Source organism: Mesotoga sp. (assembly GCF_035363035.1).
Taxonomy (GTDB): Bacteria; Thermotogota; Thermotogae; order Petrotogales; family Kosmotogaceae; genus Mesotoga.
Window position 1 is genome coordinate 52142 of sequence record NZ_DAOSEH010000005.1, and the last position, 18201, is coordinate 70342.

15 protein-coding genes are annotated in these 18201 nt (G+C 50.2%); 6 read left to right on the forward strand and 9 right to left on the reverse strand.

What is annotated here, in order from left to right:
* The first annotated feature begins 83 nt into the window (after nucleotides 1–83).
* Genes PKX57_RS01875 through PKX57_RS01885 form a run of 3 tightly spaced genes read left to right on the forward strand, consistent with a single transcriptional unit; the run spans nucleotide 84 to nucleotide 2542 of the window.
* On the forward strand, nucleotides 84–569 hold the full coding sequence (locus PKX57_RS01875; RefSeq protein WP_213921679.1) for a hypothetical protein: 486 nt from the start codon (nucleotides 84–86) through the stop codon (nucleotides 567–569).
* A gap of 31 nt (nucleotides 570–600) precedes the next feature.
* Nucleotides 601–945, forward strand: a complete 345-nt coding sequence (locus PKX57_RS01880; protein WP_213921678.1) for a hypothetical protein — start codon at nucleotides 601–603, stop codon at nucleotides 943–945.
* Complete coding sequence (locus PKX57_RS01885) at nucleotides 914–2542, forward strand: hypothetical protein (protein WP_214050235.1); 1629 nt, start codon at nucleotides 914–916, stop codon at nucleotides 2540–2542. The genes PKX57_RS01880 and PKX57_RS01885 overlap by 32 nt, the downstream gene beginning before the upstream one ends.
* Before the next feature lie 122 nt (nucleotides 2543–2664).
* Here PKX57_RS01885 and PKX57_RS01890 read toward each other — a convergent pair whose 3' ends face one another.
* The 9 genes from PKX57_RS01890 to PKX57_RS01930 all read right to left on the reverse strand — a co-directional run bounded on the left by PKX57_RS01890 (nucleotide 2665) and on the right by PKX57_RS01930 (nucleotide 15379).
* Nucleotides 2665–4185 carry an FGGY-family carbohydrate kinase gene (locus PKX57_RS01890; RefSeq protein WP_472415886.1) on the reverse strand — a complete coding sequence of 507 codons (1521 nt, stop codon included), beginning with the start codon at nucleotides 4183–4185 and terminating at the stop codon, nucleotides 2665–2667.
* A gap of 14 nt (nucleotides 4186–4199) precedes the next feature.
* The gene (locus PKX57_RS01895) at nucleotides 4200–5624 is read right to left on the reverse strand and encodes an L-fucose/L-arabinose isomerase family protein (protein ID WP_472411578.1); all 1425 of its coding nucleotides are present in this window, start codon (nucleotides 5622–5624) and stop codon (nucleotides 4200–4202) included.
* Nucleotides 5625–5724: 100 nt separating this feature from the next.
* Nucleotides 5725–7209, reverse strand: coding sequence for an alpha-L-arabinofuranosidase C-terminal domain-containing protein (locus PKX57_RS01900; RefSeq protein WP_214048551.1), 1485 nt, complete (start codon nucleotides 7207–7209; stop codon nucleotides 5725–5727).
* 38 nt (nucleotides 7210–7247) lie between these two features.
* Entirely contained in the window at nucleotides 7248–9194 is a 1947-nt protein-coding gene (locus PKX57_RS01905) for an alpha-L-arabinofuranosidase C-terminal domain-containing protein (protein ID WP_472415889.1), read from the reverse strand.
* Entirely contained in the window at nucleotides 9195–10499 is a 1305-nt protein-coding gene (locus PKX57_RS01910) for an endo-1,4-beta-xylanase (protein ID WP_472415891.1), read from the reverse strand.
* A gap of 125 nt (nucleotides 10500–10624) precedes the next feature.
* Complete coding sequence (locus PKX57_RS01915; RefSeq protein ID WP_213921671.1) at nucleotides 10625–11503, reverse strand: ABC transporter permease subunit; 879 nt, start codon at nucleotides 11501–11503, stop codon at nucleotides 10625–10627.
* A 4-nt stretch (nucleotides 11504–11507) separates the two neighbouring features.
* On the reverse strand, nucleotides 11508–12419 hold the full coding sequence (locus PKX57_RS01920; RefSeq protein WP_472415893.1) for a carbohydrate ABC transporter permease: 912 nt from the start codon (nucleotides 12417–12419) through the stop codon (nucleotides 11508–11510).
* A gap of 34 nt (nucleotides 12420–12453) precedes the next feature.
* On the reverse strand, nucleotides 12454–13686 hold the full coding sequence (locus tag PKX57_RS01925; RefSeq protein ID WP_213921669.1) for an extracellular solute-binding protein: 1233 nt from the start codon (nucleotides 13684–13686) through the stop codon (nucleotides 12454–12456).
* A 619-nt stretch (nucleotides 13687–14305) separates the two neighbouring features.
* Nucleotides 14306–15379 (reverse strand): substrate-binding domain-containing protein, encoded by a 1074-nt coding sequence (locus PKX57_RS01930; protein WP_213921668.1) that lies wholly within the window; start codon nucleotides 15377–15379, stop codon nucleotides 14306–14308.
* A 344-nt stretch (nucleotides 15380–15723) separates the two neighbouring features.
* On the opposite strand from PKX57_RS01930, the gene PKX57_RS01935 reads away from it, so the two are divergent.
* The 3 genes from PKX57_RS01935 to PKX57_RS01945 all read left to right on the forward strand — a co-directional run.
* On the forward strand, nucleotides 15724–16056 hold the full coding sequence (locus PKX57_RS01935) for a hypothetical protein (RefSeq protein WP_213921667.1): 333 nt from the start codon (nucleotides 15724–15726) through the stop codon (nucleotides 16054–16056).
* 258 nt (nucleotides 16057–16314) lie between these two features.
* A complete protein-coding gene (locus PKX57_RS01940; RefSeq protein ID WP_472415895.1) occupies nucleotides 16315–17031 on the forward strand; it encodes a TetR/AcrR family transcriptional regulator in 717 nt (238 codons plus the stop codon).
* A gap of 122 nt (nucleotides 17032–17153) precedes the next feature.
* A partial coding sequence (locus PKX57_RS01945) for a cation-translocating P-type ATPase (RefSeq protein WP_472415896.1) occupies nucleotides 17154–18201 on the forward strand: 1048 nt, incomplete at its 3' end.

Genomic DNA, 18201 nt, shown 5'->3' on the forward strand with positions numbered 1-18201 from the left:
CAAGCGTGTGGTGTTTTCCGAATTTTTTATTCAATGCTGAGCGATCACGAGAGCGGCATCTCACGACGGGTGAGTGATTATCTTTGAGATGGTACGGGTCGGCAAAGGGTGTTTCGCTTGTAGAAACCGTGATGAATATGTTGTTGACTGCGATAGTCATATCGATAGTGATGGTTATGCTGTCAATAACTTTCAAGATCGGTTTTCAGATTCACAGTCAATTGACTATCGACGAAGAGATCGTGAAGTTGAGCAGCAACCTGAAGTACATCGTCTCCAGGAACTGGACCGGGCTTGATTTGAGTGAAGGACTCGACGGTGATACTATAACTCTCGAATCGAGATTTCCACTGATTCCCGAAGCCAGTGTGGCAACTATCACATATCTCGACGGCAGGCTGATGTTCATATATAGGGAAAGTGAAAACACTCTTGCCCGGACGGTTCTGGCCGAGCATCTTGATCAGTTCACTTTTTACGACCTCGAGGGGCAGTATCTGTATTACCGGGCGGTATTTGAGTACAGAGGAGCCACCAAAGAGATCGACGGGGCGGTGAGGATCTATTAGAAAGGCTTTTTCGAGTGCGGAAATTCTTGTCGTGCTTGCCGTGCTGGCCATGCTGATCAGTTCGGGGATCGCCCTCATTCTTCAGTACAGATCCATGTCGGCGACTCTCGAAATCTCCACCAATCTCCATTCAGCCAAGCTGCTGGTGGAAGGTATCGTGAGGAGTGCCAACCGCGTGAGTGAAGAGAACATAATCGATCGAATCGAGCAGCTATCTAATTATCCGGGCTTTCAAGACGTTGAAGTGGCTTCGGTCGAGGCGACCAACATCGAGGACAGCCCTACGAGAAGGATTTTCGAGGTCGTCCTCAGGGACAGAAGAGTCGGTGTGGAGGAGGTGTTTCATGTATTCAGATTCGATCCCTTCGCGGAATAGAGGTTTCGTTCTGGCGTTGACACTAATTCTGATGACCTTCGCTACTACTATGATAATAGCCGCCAGTATAATCATCCAGCGCACCTCCAGGAGACTCAACGAGTATTCTTTGCTTTCAGACCTGAGGGTAGCTTCGAACAATCTGGTGGAGGGAGCCGCCATGGTCCTCGCCGAAAAGTGGAACCAGGACAACTTCAATTCCGCCTGGGAAGGTTTCGAGGAGTTCCTTCAGTTCGTTTCCTCAAGGGGCGGCTATGAGGGAGACCTGTGGTCGGAAGTTATCCAAACTCTCGACTCTGAAGGATGGTGGTTGATCAACGGAGATGAAGACTTCGCTTCTCTGCTAGAGGACGCATCCTTTTCGGAGTTAACTTCCATAGGGGCGGCGGTAAACCTCACCGGCGGTAAGTATTCGATAGTTTCGTGGGTGGAGAAAGCCGGCGTGAAAAGATATTCCTACGGTCTGGTACTTGCCGAATCGCTTCTGGAGCATGCGGCTTTGAGATTTGGGGATATATCCAGGGTTTTCTACGAAGTCACCACGGGTGAGAAGAACAAAGACGATATACTGACAGGGCGGGGCGACGTGGTAAACGGACAGGCGATCGTGATCGGAGGAGTAGCCGTGAGCGACTCCAGCATAAACCTCGAGCTGGTCTTCCCTTACGGCCTAACCGCCAGGAGCATAACCCCCGATGGATCGTACACGTACACACAGACGGCCTCCGATTCGGAGCAGTATTTTTCAACTCTCCTTGCAGACCACGAAGACTGGCTTGCGTCCCTCTCTCCTGTGGCAACGTACACGGCGCCTTTCAACGACGAAATCACAGCCAATGAAGACGGCTTGATCGTTTTCAAACCCAACGACAGCAGCGGCGCACCCTACACCATATATTTTCCCGACGCCGCGGGGAGTGAACACAGGTATCTCATACTAAAATACAAAACTGAGAGCGGAGTATTCACCACAAAAATTTATGCCGAGGACTTCCCGGTGCACATCGCCATTCACGGAAACCTGTTTATAGGAGATTCACAAAGCGATCCCCTCAAGTTGTACTATATAAACGGACAGTACAGCATTACCGTCTATGGTTCGATTACCGTGAATTGCCAGCTGATGTACGGCGATTTCGACGACGAGTTCGACGAGGCCAGAACGCAGGGAGGCAAGGTCAACAACCAGGAGATCAACACCTGGAGCAAGGTCAAGGAACTGCTGAATGACTTCTCAGAGCGCGAGGCAGAGGATCATCTCTCGCTGGTCAGTATAGGTGGAGACATAATAAACACTTATGTGATCGGTAACTCTGGCAAGGGCACCCACGCTATCAGGGCTCTAGCGGGGGAGTTTTCAGCCTTCAAGAAGAATGGAATCGGCGGTGCCTTCACCTTCCCCGATCTGGGCACCGTTGTCAAAAACGAAAGGACCAAGCTGGGCCAGCTTTTCTTTTTTGGATCTATCACGGGTAACCGGTTCGGCACCATAGAAGAGATGAACTATCTGGACAACCTCTTTGTAAGCTCCACCAGGGGCATATCTGGGGGAACATTCGGTAAACGTTTGATTCTAGCCGGTTTGAGAGCATGGTAGGAAATGGGATTGGTCTATATGCCAATGAACGCCTTCGCCGCCGATAGGAAACTATACAGACCTTCGTTATCGCCTTCCTCTCTGACAACCACAATGAAAAGGTGGGGTCTCCCCCACCCGTATCAGATTTGCCACATCAAGTCTTTCGTTCTCTCGTAGAGCTGGCGGAATAGCGCGTAAGATTTTTCGTATATCTCGCGATTGTTCGGGTCGGGATTGATCGGTTCTCTGAACTTCACCCACTCTTTTATCTTCTCAGGTCTGTCGATCAATCCCACGCCCAGCCCTGCCAAGAAGGCATCTCCGAAGGGAGCCTCCACAAGGCTGGATACCTGTCTCATCTTGTAGCCGGTGATATCGGCGAAGATGCTGTTCCAGGCAGAGGATTTAGCCACTCCGCCGACTATCCAGCATTCATCGTTCAGTTTCAGGCCGGCCTTGATTCCCTCCTCGATGTTATGTCGCAGGGCGAATGCCGCTCCTTCCATGAGGGCTTTGTACATGTGGCCCCTCGTGTGCACGAGGGTCACTCCGAAAAAAACCCCTCTGGCAAAGGGATCCCAGATCGGCGATCTTTCGCCCATGAAGTAAGGGAGTACTATTATTCCGTCGCTTCCGGCCGGTATCGTCTCGACTTCCCTGTCAAGAAGCTGATACGGTGAAATACCCGTTCGCAAACCCACAGACGTTTCGCTGTCCGCGAATTCCTCTTTGAACCATCTGGCGAGCGCTCCGGTAGTGGCAGAACCACCGAAGGAGTATATCCGCTCGGTATCGTGAACCACATACGGAAAACTGACGAGCCCGAAGGGTAGCTCGCTGCCGTCGTGGACGGTTCCCCAGCAGGTAGAGGTGCCGACCATGGCGACGTGTTCGCCCTCTTCGAGCGCCCCGGCCGAAAGCTGGGCGACGGGGGCGTCGATTCCACCGGAAACGACGGGCGTTCCCTCGGGCAGGCCGCAGAGTTTTGAACTGGCCCGAGTGATCTTTCCAACCACATCGCTAGATCTCACGATTCTCTCGGGAAGGTATTCGATCGGGATTCCCAGAGCTTTACACATATCTGTAGACCATGTAAGTTTTCTTATGTTGAAAACACCGCCTATATTCCCTGCCGATGAGTAGTCGATGGCATTTTCTCCGGTAAGCTGATAGACAACGTAATCTTTCGGCGTCACGAACTTGTATATCTTCTTCCAGATCTCGGGTCTGTTGTCCCTGAGCCACATCATTTTGGTGAAGCCATAGTAGGAATCGACGTAATTGCCGGTTATAGAAAAGATCTCTTCTTTAGGTATGTTATCCTTAACCCAGCCGGTTTGATCCGTCGCACGTCTGTCCATCCATATGAGACAGGGATAAAGCGGTTTCATCTCCCTGTCCACCGGTACACCGGAGCCGCCGTAGAGACCGCTGATCGCCAGAGCGGCGATCTCTTCCTTCGCCACTCCCGATTTTTCTACCACTTCCCCCATCGTTTCGAAGGCAGCCCTCGCCCAGACGTCCGGCCACTGTTCGGCCCAGTTTGAGCCGGGTTTGATGACATCGTACTCTCTCTGTGCCTCGACGAGAACACGACCGCTTTCGTCCACCATAACGCTTTTCGTACCCTGAGTCCCAATATCGCACCCGATCAAATACATATCCTACCACCCTTTCAGATTTCATCGATTTCATGTCTCAACCAAGATTGTACCTCATCTATTCCAGGCTCGCCAGGATCCAGCTCGACGCCCTTCATGTATTTGACGGCCTCATAGATTACAGGCATTATCCTGTCGTGGACGCCGGCCACATGATGAATGTAGGGGCCGCACACCAGTTTCTCTTCGAGCTTTGGCCAGTTCCTGAATTTCGCCCAGACGTACGTTCCCTTGTTGAAAGGCCCATCAGTGCTTTCGGCGTGAGATACGAAAAGCTTGTAATTCGAGAAGTCTCCGTCGAATCTGAGAACGCTGAGTTTACCCCCCTTTATCTCCCATTCCGATACCCCGGGACTGTGGCTGTCGAGTATGAAGTGTTTTCCGATGTACGGTTTTTCCTTCGCGAGCGAAAGCGGGAAAGGCCCGCAATGCCACAGCAGCTCGGCATTGTCGTCGGTCGGATGTCTGATAGTAAGATCGGCCAGAAAGGAAGGTTTTCGATACATGGTGGCCGCCTGGGCCAGTTCCATGCTTATCGCTCCGTGAACGTCGGTTTCGCAGGCAACGGGGATTTTATTATCCGATAGTAGAGAATGGGCAAAACAGGGCATTACGCCATACGCCTTTTGCAGAGCGTTCCAGCATTGAATGGCTATTCCGCTCAATCTCTCTTCGACCGCCCACCTCTCCATCACGATCTTGAGCGTCAACACCTTCTTGAAACTCTCTTCACCCGCACTGGAGTAATCGACTCTGTCCCTTAGTCCGGCCAATTCCCGGTCGAGCTCTTTAGAGTCCAGATATTTTTTCGCCTCTTCCACAATATCTATCAGAGTTGTCGGGATGAGTTCTATGCCGAACTTTTCTAGAAGCTCTCCTTCGTTGTTTATGACGGTCCAGAAGTCTCTCGGCCTGTTGCTTATAACTCCGATTTTCATATTGCGAAAAGCCCTGACCACCGAAGCAGCGGCGAGGAAGTTTTTGAATCCCCTTTCGAAGAGGGGATCATCGACCGAAGAGTTCACTATGTATGTGAAGGGAACACCGAAGCGTCTCAACAACTTGCCCGTCGCAAAAAGGCCGCACTGGGTGTCACGGGTACGACTTCCATCGGGCAGCGGGGCATCATCTCGTGGCCCCCAGAGGAGAAGGGGCACATCGAGTTCTCTGGAGAGCTTGGCAACGGCTTCTTCGGTTCCAAAATTTACATGAGGCGCAAAGATGGCGTCCACTTTGGCCTTTTTGAAATGTTCCGCCACCGCTGGTGAATCCTTGGGATCGTAAATGAGCCCCTCTTCGTTCAGCCAGTCGAGACCGACGTAATCCACATTCCAGGCCTTCAGCTTTTTTTCGATGAGAATTCTTTGTTCATGAGCGTCTTTCTTGCTGAAAACGTTTCTCCTTGTGGGAGCGAACCCGAGTTTTAGCTTTTGATACATCCTTTCCCTCCTTTCAACCTCCCGGATGACTCAGTCGGCCGGACTTGGAAGAATACGCCCGTCGTAGTTTTTCTGCCGTTAGCTTGTCGATTTTTCAAACTCAAAGTGTTTTTTCCAGAGTGAACTCGATTACACTGGCCGACATGGGAGCGAGCCTGAGATTCATCTCCCTGGTTCCCACGGCCAGTTCATCGTTCACAAGATGTATCCTATCGGGGTTGTCGAAGTCGTTCATCTCGTCAGGAGCCGAGCCGGTCAGAACGTACCGATCGGCCTTTTTCTTAGCTTCCAGCCCCGAAAGATCGAGACGTATATCGGTTTCCTTCTGATAATAGTTGATCAGCGCTACGCTGAGTACGTTTCTCCTTTCGTCGTAAGTGGCCGAACCGTCGATGTATGGAACACCCTTCAGCTGGAAGCTGTTGCGCCCCTCGACGAACGTTCTGGCCTTTATGTCATACCTTTGTGTGTCGATATCCATGGCGAGTCTGGTCCGGCCCGTGTGGTTCACGAAGAGATCGAAGGCGTGATAGATCGGAGTAAGGACGATCTCGTCTCCCTTCGTCTTTATCATACCCAGGGCGTTAACCATCTGCGCCAGATTGGCCATCTGTACCGTATCGTTCATTCTGTGCATCACGGCGAATATTCCGGCCGCGAAGAGCCCATCCTTCAGTGCGTACGGTTCTTCGATGAGTACCGTTCCCTTCTCTGTGCCCTCCCTTTCCGCACTGATTTTGTACCAGACATTCCATTCGTCGAACGAGATCTTCACATGATCCAGGCGAAGGTGCTTTATAAGGTTCTCGAGCAGCTTCAATCTCTGCTCGCAGTAATACACCGAAGCCACGGTGCCGAAGTAATCGTCCGAACCGTGGTACTCATGAATCGAGATATAATCGATCAGGTGCCCGGCGTGTTTCAACACCGTCATATCCCAGTCGGGATTGTCGGCGCCAACGGCTATAACCTTTATCGAACGGTCCACGCCCTTCATGAACTGTGTGTACTGCCTCAGCTTTTCGGCGTATTCGGTCGCGCTGCAGTGACCGACCTGCCAGGGGCCGTACACTTCGTTTCCAATCCCCCAGTACTTAACTCCATACGGCTCGGCATGGCCATTTTCTCTCCTCATTCCTGCGTATCTGGTCGGCGTATCGAGGTTACAGTATTCGAGCCAGGCGACAGCCTCGTCGAGCGTTCCCGTCCCCAGACTCACGGCCAGATAGGGTTCGGTGCCAAGCTCGCAACAGTACTGTATGAATTCATCCGTTCCGAACCTGTTGCTTTCCAACCCGCCCCATATATAGTTCAGCAGCTGCGGCCGTTTCTCCACCGGTCCGATACCGTCCTGCCAGTGGTACGCGGACGCGAAGTTGCCACCAGGCCATCTCAAGATGGGGCACTTGATCTTTTTTACGGCATCTATGATATCTCTCCTGAATCCTCGCGAGTCGGACTTTGAGGATTTTTCATTGAAGATTCCGTCGTAGATACATCTACCCAGATGCTCCGTGAAATGTCCATAGATCATATCGTTTATCTTTCCGAGTTTTTCCGGTCTGACCCTGACGTATGTCTGCACTGTAATCCCTCCCTGATTGACTAATCGTTATGAGATTTTTAAAGACTCCCGGTATTCAATCTCAAGACCGTGATCGAATTACCTTCGAAGCTGAATGTGAATCGATTGGAGAAATCCGACAAAACCGTGGTCATGGGTACGATCCTTTCGGGATCTTCGAAAGTGTTTCCGTCGAAGATACTATCGGAAGTTATCACTGTCGCTTCCCCTTTGCCCGTCACTTTTGTGGCTTCATCTATTTCCACCAGAACCTCTTTATCCTCGGGCCAGGGGTTGACGACCTTTATTATCAAATCTCCGGTTTCGTAGTCAAAGCTACAGGAATGATAAAGCGACTTGAACCAATAGCCTATGACTTCGACATCTTCGTCCGTAAGACTGGAATCGACGATGATATCTCCAAGGTTCCTGTTGAAGATCCTCTGGACGTGATAGCTGGGTGTTCCATAAACCCTCGTGCTGTCGAACCAGATTAGATCTGGGGTCCACTGCGACCAGCCCGGTCTGTTGAAAAGGGGAGCGTACGCCGCCATTATCACAACGTCACTATTGCGTTCCAGTCCGGTCATTAATGCCGCTTCGGCCAATGCCGCCTGCAGGGTGTTTCTCCTTCCAGCCTCATGGGCTGCATATTCCCCGAGCATAACCTTTGGACCCTCTCTATCGTATTTGTCGTATCTTTCGGTGTTTCTCAGCATCCATTCGGGCACGGCGTAAATATGCTCGTCGATAATCTCCACCGCGTTCTGCCGGGCCCATCTCCAGGCCCTGTTGAACGGTGCGCCCTCGTAGGAAGGCGGTCCGCTGAAGAGTATGACGATCTCGGGATGTTTGTCTTTTATGGCTTTCTGAAAGAGTGCGAAGCGCTCGTGGTATTCATTTCCCCAGTTCTCGTTTCCTACGCCTATATATGTAACGTTGAAAGGTTCGGGATGACCGAGTTCGGCACGTTTCGCCCCCCAGGAACTTTCTGTCGGCCCGTTGGCGAACTCAATGAAGTCAAGAACATCCTGAACCCACCCGTCCATTGTATTCATCGAACAGTACTCGGCCCCGCGAACCTGGCAGGAGATTCCCGCGTTGAATATCGGCACGGGCTCGGCGCCCAGATATTCAGCCAGAATAAGATACTCGAAAAACCCTATTCCATAGGACTGGTTGTAGCCCCATAGGTTGTAGTTAGCTTTTCTCTCTTCCACCGGACCGATCGTGTCCTTCCAGCGGTAGGAGTTTTCAAGGCTGTCACCCTCTACCAGACAACCACCGGGAAACCTCAAGAACCCCGGCTTCAATTCCTTGAGCATTTCCAGAAGATCCGGCCTCATACCGTGCCAGTTCCTCTCTGGCAGGAGCGAGATCATATCCAGACATATCAGACCGGAGCCCTTCAAGATCAACGCCAGCCGACCATCATGACAGTCCTCCGGAACTTCTAGGACCACGGAATATCTCTCCCACAGATCAGCGAATTTCGATCCCAGGCTGGCGGTGATTATTGAGTTCCCCTGTGAATCCATGAGGCGGATTTCGATTTCTCCGCTGTAATCATCGCCACGGATGAACGAGGAGAAGATATAACTCTCGCCCCCGACGAGAGGAATTCCATCGTAACCATCGTTGGAGAGAATCACGCGCCTATCGTCGGATTCTATATCGAACCTCAGATAACTAGTGTTGTTACCGTTGACAGGTCTTTCGGATTTAATCGAAAAGCTCGCCTTGCAGCCTTTCTCAAGGACCACAGACCAGCCTTCTATGCGATCGGTATGTTCAAAGGAGCGGTTTCTAACCAGCTCGGCGTAAAGACCACCGTCAACCGCATGGTTGATATCTTCGAAGAAAACGCCGTAGAGAAAGGGACTTATTACAGGGCCGAGGTTGATAGAGTTCACTGCTATCACATGATCGACGCCCACCAGAACGGATGCGGGAACGAACAGCAAAGCCATAAACAGGACGATCGAAATCGCTATGGAAGGTCTCATTCATCGCACCTCCTGTTCCTTTCCGATTACGAGAACGAAGTTGTTTTCCTTTTTGCCGCCCACATCCAGGGAGAAAGTCTTTGAAAAACCATCAGTGGCAACGGTGATTTCATAATTACCGGCGAATCCTTTGAAAGCGACTTCTCCGGAGGAACCGACGTCGACCTTCATGTCCGTCTTCCATTCTCCATGGATCAAGTTCTTCAGTTCGTAGAAGAGCGGTTTGATAGACAGATCATCGCGCAGGAATCCACTTCCCGACTGCCAGGCGCGGTAGAAGTTCCAGTAAGTAATGACTTCTACTGCCGGATGGCTGAAGAAGACTTTGTAGAAGATCTTCGCGATCTCCGCCTGGATCTCTTCGGCCTCGCTTATAGACACTTTGAAGGCATCGATAACCGCGGGAAGAGGAATCTGAAACTCCGAAATGTGTACGGGTTTTCCAAGTTGAGCCAGTTCGTCTATCGCCAGATAAATGCTCTCGAGCGATCCCAACTGCCCAAGGAGGTCCTGTGCGGTGAAGATATGGGCCTCGGCACCTATCGCGTCTATCTGCACACCTTCGTTTATCAACTGCCTGGCTCTAGAAATGAAAGCCCTTCTGGTACCTGTGTTGACCAGAACGCCGTATTCGTTGAGAACCGTGATTGCATCGGGGTCGGTCTCCTTAACTATTCTGTACGATTGAGCGATATAGTCCGTGCCCAGTGAGTCGAACCAGTTCTGAACGATCGGTTCGTTAACGACATCCCAGTATTGGACAAGATCTTTGAACTCTTCAACCTCTCTAGCCACCCTTTTGAAAAGAAGATCGCGAACCTCCGACCACTGTTCCAGCTTTCCCATTCTTTCCACCCAGCCGGGAACACCGACACTCGGAGGGTTTCCCCAGACGAGTGTGTGACCTTTCACGGGAACACCGTTTTCCTTGAGCCATTCGGCGATCTTTTTTGAAGCATCTACCAGGCGTAGACGCCCTTGAGTGGATTCGTAGTCGGCCCAGTAGAAGGACGGAAGGGTAGCGAAGTTGAAGAGCTCCAGATAGAGCCGCATATACTCCGCGAGGTCTTCCTCAGGCAGAGGTCTGGTTCCGAATCTCCTACCCCTGTTGTAACTTGACTGGGCATAAGCGTACAGGAGATATTCCGGAGCGTTCCCAAAGTAAAACTCGTGTGAAAGCTGTTTTGCAGTCAAAAAAGCTTTACTCACCGGTCTCCCCTGCTCATCCACGATGCTTATACTGATCGGTATCTTTCTATCGTTTTCTATCCTTTCCTCGAAAAGACTTGTGTCGACTTCAGGCAAAACATTACCTCCAAAGACGGAAGTGCTTACGAACAAGGCTATGAAAAGCAGACAACAGGTCCGCACGATAAAGTTAGGAAGTACAAATCCCTTCTCCGAAGAAGACTGCTCAAACGACATGAGACCTACTCCTTTCCAAGAGATCCCAGAGATATCCCTTTCATCAAGTATCTGTGGAAGACAACGAAGATTATCAGCGACGGTGCAACCGAAAAGAAGGCCCCGGCCATCATCGGACCTATCCCGCGGTAGGGGTCGCCCCAGCCGGCACTGAATCTTATAAGCGCTATCGGAAGCGTGAATTTGTCGGACTTGCTGAGTATCAAAAGCGGCCAGAGAAAACTGTTCCACGAACCCAGAAAGGTCATCAAGCCCAGCACAAGCATCGCCGGCTTGACATATGGAATTACTATGCTTATAAGGAACCTGAACTTCGAACAGCCGTCTATCCAGGCGGCATCCTCCAGCTCGCCGGGAATATCGAGCATGTACTGTCTAAAGAGAAAGACGCCGAAAGTTCCCCCGAGGCCCGGTAGAATCAGGGCTAGATAGGAGTTTGTCAGTCCCATTCCCTGAATTATGAAGAAGTGAGGCACCAAAAACAGCACGCCGGGGAAGGCGAGCACGGCCACATAGATCCAGAAAACAAGCATACGACCCCTGAATCGCAGACGCGAGAGAGCATAAGCGGCCGGAATAGAAAGCGCCAGCGTTGCCAGCGTGGAACCGACGGCGACGATCACGCTGTTCAGAGTTGCCCTGATGAGCGAAAGCCCCCCTGAAGGCGCGAAAATGATTTTGTAATTCTCCAGGGTGGGGTTTTCAGGTATCCACTCGGGAGGCGTCTGAATGACAGCCACTGCCGTTGACTTCAGCGAAGTTGACAGCATCCAGAAAATCGGCGCAAACCAAAAAGCCGCAAATGCCCAGAGAAGTATCGTTACAACGACGGCAGTTATGCGCTTGCTGAGTTTCTTTTTGTTTATGGCAACTGTAGAAGTCATTCTCTCACCCCTCTGTCGAGCGTATCGACTTCGTCACGAGCACGAGCTGTATTACCGCAAAGATAAGCACTATCGCGAAAATAAACCAGGATATCGACGCGGCCCTTCCGAAATCCTGTCTCTCGAACCCCACCAGGTACAGGTAATAGACCATTGTTCTCGTGGTGCCGGCAGGACCGCCGACCGATAGTATGTAAGCCTGGTCGAAAAGCCCGAAAGCGAGAATAACCTGTCTGACCACATCGAAGAAGAGTACGCTCCTTATCCAGGGCAAGGTAATGTACAAAAACCTCTTCCATGGTCCCGCTCCATCCAGTTTCGCCGATTCGTACTGCTCGGGAGGGATCCTCTGCAACGCGCCCATATAGAGCAGAATGCTGAACCCCACTATCCACCAAATGGTCACCAATATTATCACTCCCCAGGCGACCCCGGTGCTTCCAAACCAAGAAACGGCAGCATTGATGAAACCTGCTTTATTCAGGTAGTAATTCGCCAGACCTGAGGGAAAGGAAGCGAATATCCATTTCCACGAGCTGAGAATGCCCACCGATCCGAAGAAGGCCGGTGAGACAAAAGCGATTAACAGCCATAACTGTCCGAACCTTTTTTTGTTGAGGATATGGGCAAAGAGTATGGCCACTATTATTGTAAGGGGAACGCTTACTATCGCGAATATCACAGTGTTCTGAACAACAGGCCAGAATCTCGAGTCGTTCCATGTGCGGACGTAGTTGCTGGCTCCTACAAAGACATTGTCGCTGAGCAGACTCCAGTTGAAGAAACTGATTACCATCCCAAAGACCAGAGGAATGGCGACGAACAAGACGAAGAAAAACAGGTGAGGGAGGAGGAACAACCACGACCCTACCTCCCTGTGGAAATGTCTATGCGACTTCGATTGTGATTGTCTCAATTGCTCCTCCTCCCTTCACCCAATTAATGAAAGCTTACCTCGCTCTTGACCAGTAATCGTCAAGAATCTCCTGCACCGCAAATTCGGCTTCTTTCATACCCTCTTCGGGAGAGATGGAGTGCAGCACCAGTATTTCGTCGAGATATACAGCGATTTCGGCTTCGATTTCCGATATCAACGGGAACATCTGGAACTGCTTTACATATTCCGATTCCTGAGAGACAACGTAAATGTGTGGCAGTCTCTCCTTCAGCTCCTGACTCTGCGAAATGGAGATTCTGGCTGGTGTCTGACCGGCCGCATACCAGTCTATCGCGTTGTCCCAGAGGTATTTCATGAAGGTAGTTGCGGCGTCCAGAACCTTCGGGTCTTCAACCATTACCTTCGGCATCGCCAGAACGTGCGAACCTCCGAAGACGGCCTTGGTCGTACCCAGCTGAGGTGATACCGCGTAGCCGAAGGCCTCGCCGAGCTGTTCCATCCAGGGTTGGATCGTCCAGATACCCGTTATCAGAACAGTGCTATCGCCCGACTGGAACGATACGCCAGGATCGGCTACCTGCATCGGGAGAATGCCCTTTTCCTGCATCGTGAGCATCAATTTGCAGGCCTCGATTCCCGCTTTAGCGAAGGCCGGCTTTTTGAAGTCATCGGTCAGAAGATCGCCGCCGTGCTGCCATAGCAGATGGAACCATATCCATGTCCAGGCGGGATTCTCGTAGTAGGGAGTCAATCCGGCAGGGGTAATCGGGATCAGAGCTTCCATCGCCGCTATAAACTCGTCCCTCGTCTTCGGCGGGTTCTCCGGATCCAGGCCCACTTTTGCGAAGTTGGCCTTGTTGTAAGCCATGTAGAAAATCCATATATCCAGTGGGATTCCCACGACTTTACCGTCGATAACAAGTCCGTCGAGAACACCGGGGAAGATGTCATTTACATCGATCCCGTAATTGTTCAGCCATTCATCAGGAGTGAAGCCTTTGAAATGCTGCAGGTACAGAGGCATATCGAATTTGCGGATGAACATTATTTCCGGCGCGGTTTTCGATGCAATACCCATCGAAAGCTTGTTCTTCATATCCAGAGACGATTCGACCACGACATGAACGACCTCGATTCCGGGGTGCGTGGCGTTGAACTTTGCAACGATTTCATCCATGTAAGCCCCGTCCGCTCCGGTGAGCGGTGTCATCATCGTAACCGTTACTCCGAAAGAAAAGCCTACAAAAACGATCAGCGCAAGAACCAAACACATGAACTTTTTCATTTAGTTTCACCTCCTAGAAAAGGTAATAACCGATTGACCAGAAAAAGGATAACTCGATGACATTTGTTCTTCCCTTGCCACATCACCCCCCATGGAACCAGAAAAACTCTCTGTTCGTAATCATTTTTCCATCATTGTGACAACAGGATATGACCGGGAGAAATTTGCTGGCTTCGATCGTTAGTTTGGCATGGACTCCGGAAATACTTATATGTACGTACCTTATTGTGTTAAGCAAAACCCTTTCAAGTTTAAATTACTTAAAAAACACAGTCCAAAAAAACGCCAAAGCAACAGAATGAAAAAAGAAACTATGAAGTGATCTACTTACGCTAGATTCTACCAAACGAAAAACCTCCCGAACAAACACAGTTATGTTTGAAAGAGACCTGTGAGAAGCGAGTTGCGGGGAATATTGATGATATTCGTACTCTCTTTTACGTGATTGTAGGGTTTTCTTCAGATTTCACAGAATATCTGATGCTTAAATGTCCGTACAAATAAGATTAATCAGGTTTTTCTCGATGAAATCCGCTCAACGAAGTCGAAGAAAAAAGACCGCCCTGCGTGGGCGGCACAATTATCGAAGAGGTTTTCCCGTTTTAGAGTTCTAAGCTCTTTATGATTTCGCCTGAGTGATGGAACTTCTCTCTATGAGTTCAGGTTTAAAGACAACTTTCTGGGGTTTGCCGCCGTTGAGCATATCGAGAAGAATTTCGACGGCTCTCCTGCCTACCTCTTCTTTAGGGTGGGCGAAGGTAGTCAAAACATCTCTGAAGTCACCGATGGGGCCATCGTCAAAACCGATAACGGATATGTCGTCCGGTATTCTCAAAGCTAAACGCTTTGCGACCAGCTGGAGCTGAAGGGCCGTTGCGTCGTTGTAGCAAAAAATCGCGGTAGGTCTTATCTGCAAGGGGAGAGACATGAGTTCGTGGGCGATCTGCATGGGCGCTCCTGTGAATTCAGACACGTTGAAGGCCTTATCGTAGATTCTATCGACTCCCAGCTGCCGGCACCTCTCGATGAAACTCCTAGCCCTGACAACACCCGGAAGATGAGTGGATTTGTAAATGACTGCAACCCTTCTGTGGCCATAATCGTAAAAGATCTCGGCAGCCTTTTCGCCTCCGCTGGCATCGTCTAGAATGACGCAACTCACCTGATCAATGTTCCAATCGGTGTGAACAAGGGTTATCTTGATCCCGGATTTCGTCAAAGACTTCACAAAATCCTTGTTCGATCTCTTGGTCGCACTGTAGACAGGGTCGATAATCAGCCCCTTGACGCCGGATTCCATCCACTCGCCAAGAATCTGTCTCTCTTTGACCGGATCTTCGGAAGCGTTTCCCAGAAGCATTTTGTATTCATTTCTAAAAAGATAATCCTCCGCACCTAGTACGACATAGGGAAAGATATAACTGGTTATCTGCTGAACGAGTATTCCAACCAGATGATTATCGTTTCCATAGCTGACAAAGGTCCCAAGGCCTGGCCTGCGGACAATGACGGCTTTCAGAGTCAATCTGTCCAGTGCCTTTCTGACAGTCTCTCTACTGGCGTTGAACTTCGTCATCAACTCTTTTTCCGTTGGGAGTTTATCGCCAGCCGAATACTTTCCGGACTTCAATTCCTCAAGCAAATAGCGCTCGATGATCCCATATTTGGATGTGATGACGATCGCCCCCCGCATCTTAAATGTACGTACGTATTTGAATTCTACACCGTAAATTGGATTGAGTCAAGTTTTACTAATCTGTACAATAACTACTATGAAAAGCTTTTCAGATCAAGCTTTACTGATTTATGAAATGCTAAACCCTTATAGGGAGAGCGGGGTCAGAGGTGTGGGGTCTAGAGTCTGGCAAGAGCAAAAGAGAGTGAAGAGCCGTCCTTCGTTTCGTCCAGGAGCATGGACCCATCCCTGGAAAGAGCGAGAAGGGGAGAGACTGAAGAGATGCGATGATAGTTTTTAATCTCTCTTTAATCGATGTTCTTCTATACTTATTTCATAAATTCTCTCAGGAGGTCAATAGTATGAAGCGAATAATCACACTTACCCTTCTTTTATTGGTGGTTTTTGGTTTGGTGTTTGCGAACAACGGAAACGGTCCAGGCGACGGCATCTCCGATGGACCGGACGATGGTGCGGGTTACGGTTCTCCGGGAAACGGTCAGGGAGACGGTCCGGGCGGCGGGAAACTCGATTCCGGTGAGCGGACGGTGGCATTGCCTGCCGTCCGCCCGATTTTTGAAAAGAGCGAACCGTTGTTTTTCACGCTACTCAAAGAGTTCATAATTATGATGCGGAATGCGTTCAAGAGTTTCAACTTCTCGGGAGTTGCAATGCTTCAAATCGGAGGCCGCTAAACATCATCGTGAGGTCTATCGGCAAATACCTACAATAAGCGTGACTGAAAGCACATTACGGCCCACCTCTTGTTGTAGGTTTTTTCATCGTACACAGACAACTCGTTTAGCCCTGGTCTTTATTAGCAGACAGCCAATCACAAACTGCGGTTAATTATAGAAATCAAGCCTGTCATAGTGAAGCGATGCCAGCGACTTGACAGATATCATGAAGTGTATATAATTGAATTAAATGACCGGTCAGCAGGGGGACTTCGCTTGAAAAACGACGATGGCCAGGAAACGAGAGAAAGAATTATTAACGCCTCAATACAGCTTTTCTCACAGAAAGGATACGATGCTACCACGACCGGAGAGATCGCCTCGATGGCCGGAGTGACCAAAGGCCTCATTTACTACTATTTCGAGAGCAAAGAAGAAATCCTCAACCACCTGGTCGATTCGCTCATGAAGGATGCGACTACTATCGCCATGGATTTCGTTCACACTGGCATAGTTCAGATGATCAGAGATGGGAAACTAGACATCGAAACCGACAGGCTTCGTTTCATCGACGGGGGAGCGATTCGAGATTTCTCCAGAAAGGTTATAGATTACTACGAGCGCGCGCTGGACTTTGTGCTGGAAAAAAGGGCCGTCATACGCATACTCATGCTTGAATCTCTCAAAGACAGCAAACATCACAACGACCTGTTCAGGCTTATGAAACTGACGGGCGACGGTGAAGACAACCCCGTATTCAAAACTATATACGAGGCCGACAGGGATTTCACATATTCGGGAGATATGTCGGTCTTCAAGTTTTTCTTCTCCATAGTACCGCTGATCAATTTCGCCGCTCATTACGAGGAGTACAAAGTCATTAGCTCGATGAGCGACAGGGAATTGAAAGACTCTTTTCTACGCTCTTTCAAGATAATCTTCGCCTCGCTCGTATCGGGAAGCGAGATACTCTTGCGCAACGACAAAACCTAGAGGTATTTAGATCATAGCCTGTGCCGCCGACACATGTAAGTTTTTTTTACTTATTGACTGAACGTTCAGTCAATAACGATCTATACAGAGTTATTTCATTACGGAAGGAAGGAGAAGAGAATATGATACCGCACCACGATAGTCTGACAGAGATATTGAAGCAGCTTGGAGTCAATCCGGAAGTGGGACTCTCCGCCGAAGAAGCGGCACTTCGTCTTGAAAGTCACGGTGAAAACAGATTGAGGGAAGAAAAAAAGAAGGGAAATTTCCGGCGTTTTCTCGAGCAATTCAAAGACATCATGATAATCATACTGATGGCGGCGGCCGTCCTATCTTTCGCCGTTTCATTCTACGAAGGAGAAGGCTTCATAGAACCTGTGCTGATCATTCTCATCGTTGTGTTGAACGCGATAATCGGGGTGGTTCAGGAAAGCAAAGCCGAAAAGGCTCTGGAGGCCCTAAAAAGACTCTCTGTACCGCACGCCAGAGTTCTGAGGGATGGTGAAGAAAGCATGATCGAGTCCACCGGCCTAGTCCCGGGAGACATAGTCCTCGTAGAGGCCGGCAATTTCGTACCGGCCGATGGACGGCTCATATCCTGCGCGAGCTTGAAAGTAGAGGAATCGGCACTCACCGGCGAATCTATCCCGTCGGAAAAAAGCGCAGAGACGACTGTACCCGGCGATGCTCCACTTGGAGACCGTCATAACATGATCTTCTCCGGTTGTAGCATCTCTTACGGTCGTGCGAAGGCCGTGGTGACGGCCACAGGCATGGATACGGAGATGGGAAAGATCGCCGGTCTTCTGGCCGGTGAAGAAGAGAGTTCTACTCCCCTTCAGCGAAAGCTGGCAACACTAGGCAAGTACCTGGGAATAGCCGCGCTTCTGGTCTGCGCGGTGATATTCGTCATAGGGCTGATCGACGGAATTCCTTTGATGGAGATCTTCATGATCTCCGTATCGCTCGCAGTTTCAGCTATTCCCGAGGGACTCCCGGCCATCGTCACGATCGTGCTTGCCATAGGTGTTCAAAGAATGGTGAAGCGCAACGCCATCATCCGCAGGTTGCCGGCCGTCGAGACTCTTGGAAGCGCATCGGTGATCTGCTCCGACAAGACCGGTACGCTCACACAGAATCGAATGACTCTCGTCAAAGCCTTTGATGGAT